At 38.0% G+C, this 2,505-nt stretch carries 2 protein-coding genes and 1 pseudogene; all 3 read right to left on the reverse strand.

What is annotated here, in order from left to right; translation table 11 throughout:
• Positions 1–657, reverse strand: a pseudogene (locus A9G11_RS04485) (hypothetical protein); the annotation flags it as partial.
• 53 nt (positions 658–710) lie between these two features.
• On the reverse strand, positions 711–1,808 hold the full coding sequence (locus A9G11_RS04490; RefSeq protein WP_065618324.1) for a DUF6708 domain-containing protein: 1,098 nt from the start codon (positions 1,806–1,808) through the stop codon (positions 711–713).
• Between the two features lie 53 nt (positions 1,809–1,861).
• Positions 1,862–2,505: DUF6708 domain-containing protein (locus A9G11_RS14335; protein ID WP_218056045.1), on the reverse strand; the 644-nt coding region annotated here is incomplete at its 5' end.

Consider the following 2,505-nt stretch of genomic DNA (forward strand, 5'->3'; position numbering starts at 1 on the left):
CCCCACCGATTGAGCAACCGGAAAGCCTGTTTTATATGGGTGAAAGCTCATCAGATTTACCATATTGGTACCACCCATATTTGAGTCTGAGTTGATAAAATTAGCGGGCATAATATGTTCCCACTTAAACACGACCGTACCGCCACAATATTTGGGGCGCTGAATATAGACTTGCCGAGTCACCCGATTAAACCGCACCCGAATATGGCGAATAGTGAATAACTCTAGTCGGTAAACATAACGGAAATAGCGAATTAATAAATAATTCATGGAAATTGATATAATAAGAAAAAAGATCAATCCCAAATAAAAACTAAATCCAATATCAAAAGGATAAAATTGTGGATATAAAAGAAAATATAAAATTCGTAAGAATGAGAAGTTAGTATATCCAGTTACTAAAAAAAGCAACAAACTAATCCAAGTAACAATCCCACGAAAATTTTCAAACATACCACCACGTATTTCTAAATAACGATCGTTATAGGCATAATAAGGACCAATTGGGCGCGGGTTATTACTAACTGATTCTTTGGTATAGTCTTTTTGCACTTCGCTAAGCTTCATATCGCCATCAAAATAATCTTTTCCTAACTTTTTGCGCGTTGATGCTTTAATTGAACTGCCAAACCACAATAAAAATTCACCGATATACATTTCAAACTGTCCTTAATAATTTGCTCCGGATTGTTCACCTTTTTGCTATCATATTAAGAATTACCATAATCAATCAATTTGCCGGTTTTATCATCTCGCACGCCCCATTCGATACGATTATCTAAAATCGCTTGTTGTACTCTGGGTGGATAGTCTGATAAGGTGGTTTCTTTCGGTACGGTTTTCCCTTTTCGACCAGCTTGACGAATGACTTTTGGCCAGCGTGGTTGCCAGCATAAACATTCCGAAATAAAGTAACCTATCGTGTAAAACGGTAATAATATTAAAAATACCGGTATCAATAAAATGTACATCCAGAATGTTGGGGCATTTTTTGCAGCATGGATCATCGGTTTTATATGTCCACTTAAACCATGTAAAGGCATCGGTAGATGCGTACTGAGCCAAGGTTTGGATAGGTTATCCGGGCCTTCCTCCATATAACGGCGAATAAATTCCCATTCATCTTTATAATCTTGCGAATTATAGGTGTTTTTACCAATCCCCACCGATTGAGCAACCGGAAAGCCTGTTTTATATGGGTGAAAGCTCATCAGATTTACCATATTGGTACCGCCCATATCTGAGTCTGAGTTGCTAAAATTAGCGGGCATAATATGTTCCCACTTAAACACAACCGTACCGCCACAATATTTGGGGCGCTGAATATAGACTTGCCGAGTCACCCGATTAAACCGCACCCGAATATGGCGAATAGTGAATAACTCTAGTCGATAAACATAACGGAAGTAACGAATACATAAATATAATGAAACTAAAAATATAGTTGAAAAAAATGTTATTGCAAATATACCGGAAGCAATATTGTCTCTTTCATGATTATACAATTTAAGCAGAATAGTTAATCCTAAATTTCCACTAGAATAAGGAATAAAAAATATAACTAAGCTTATCCAAGTGACAATCCCACGGAAATTTTCAAACATACCACCACGTATCTCTAAATAACGATCGTTATAGGCATAATAAGGGCCAATTGGGCGTGGGTTATTACTAACTGATTCTTTGGTATAGTCTTTTTGCACTTCGCTAAGCTTCATATCGCCATCAAAATAATCTTTTCCTAACTTTTTGCGCGTTGATGCTTTAATTGAACTGCCAAACCACAATAAAAATTCACCGATATACATTTCAAGCTGTCCTTAATAATTTGCTCCGGATGGTTCATCTTTTTGCTACCATATTAAGAGTTACCATAATCAATTAGTTTGCCGGTTTTATCATCTCGCACGCCCCATTCCAAACGACTATCTAAAATCGCTTGTTGTACACTGGGTGGATAGTCTGATAAGGTGGTTTCTTTCGGTACGGTTTTCCCTTTTTGACCAGCTTGACGAATGACTTTTGGCCAGCGTGGTTGCCAGCATAAACATTCCGAAATAAAGTACCCTATCGTGTAAAACGGTAATAATATTAAAAATACCGGTATCAATAAAATGTACATCCAGAATGTTGGGGCATTTTTTGCAGCATGGATCATCGGTTTTATATGTCCACTTAAACCATGTAAAGGCATCGGTAGATGCGTACTAAGCCAAGGTTTGGGTAGGTTATCCGGGCCTTCCTCCATATAACGGCGAATAAATTCCCATTCATCTTTATAATCTTGCGAATTATAGGTGTTTTTACCAATCCCCACCGATTGAGCAACCGGAAAGCCTGTTTTATATGGGTGAAAGCTCATCAGATTTACCATATTGGTACCACCCATATCTGAGTCTGAGTTGCTAAAATTAGCGGGCATAATATGTTCCCACTTAAACACGACCGTACCGCCACAATATTTGGGGCGCTGAATATAGACTTGCCGAGTCACCCGATTAAACC

Origin of the sequence: Gilliamella sp. wkB108, assembly GCF_001690195.1 — a bacterium.
GTDB classification, from domain to species: Bacteria; Pseudomonadota; Gammaproteobacteria; order Enterobacterales; family Orbaceae; genus Gilliamella; species Gilliamella apicola_L.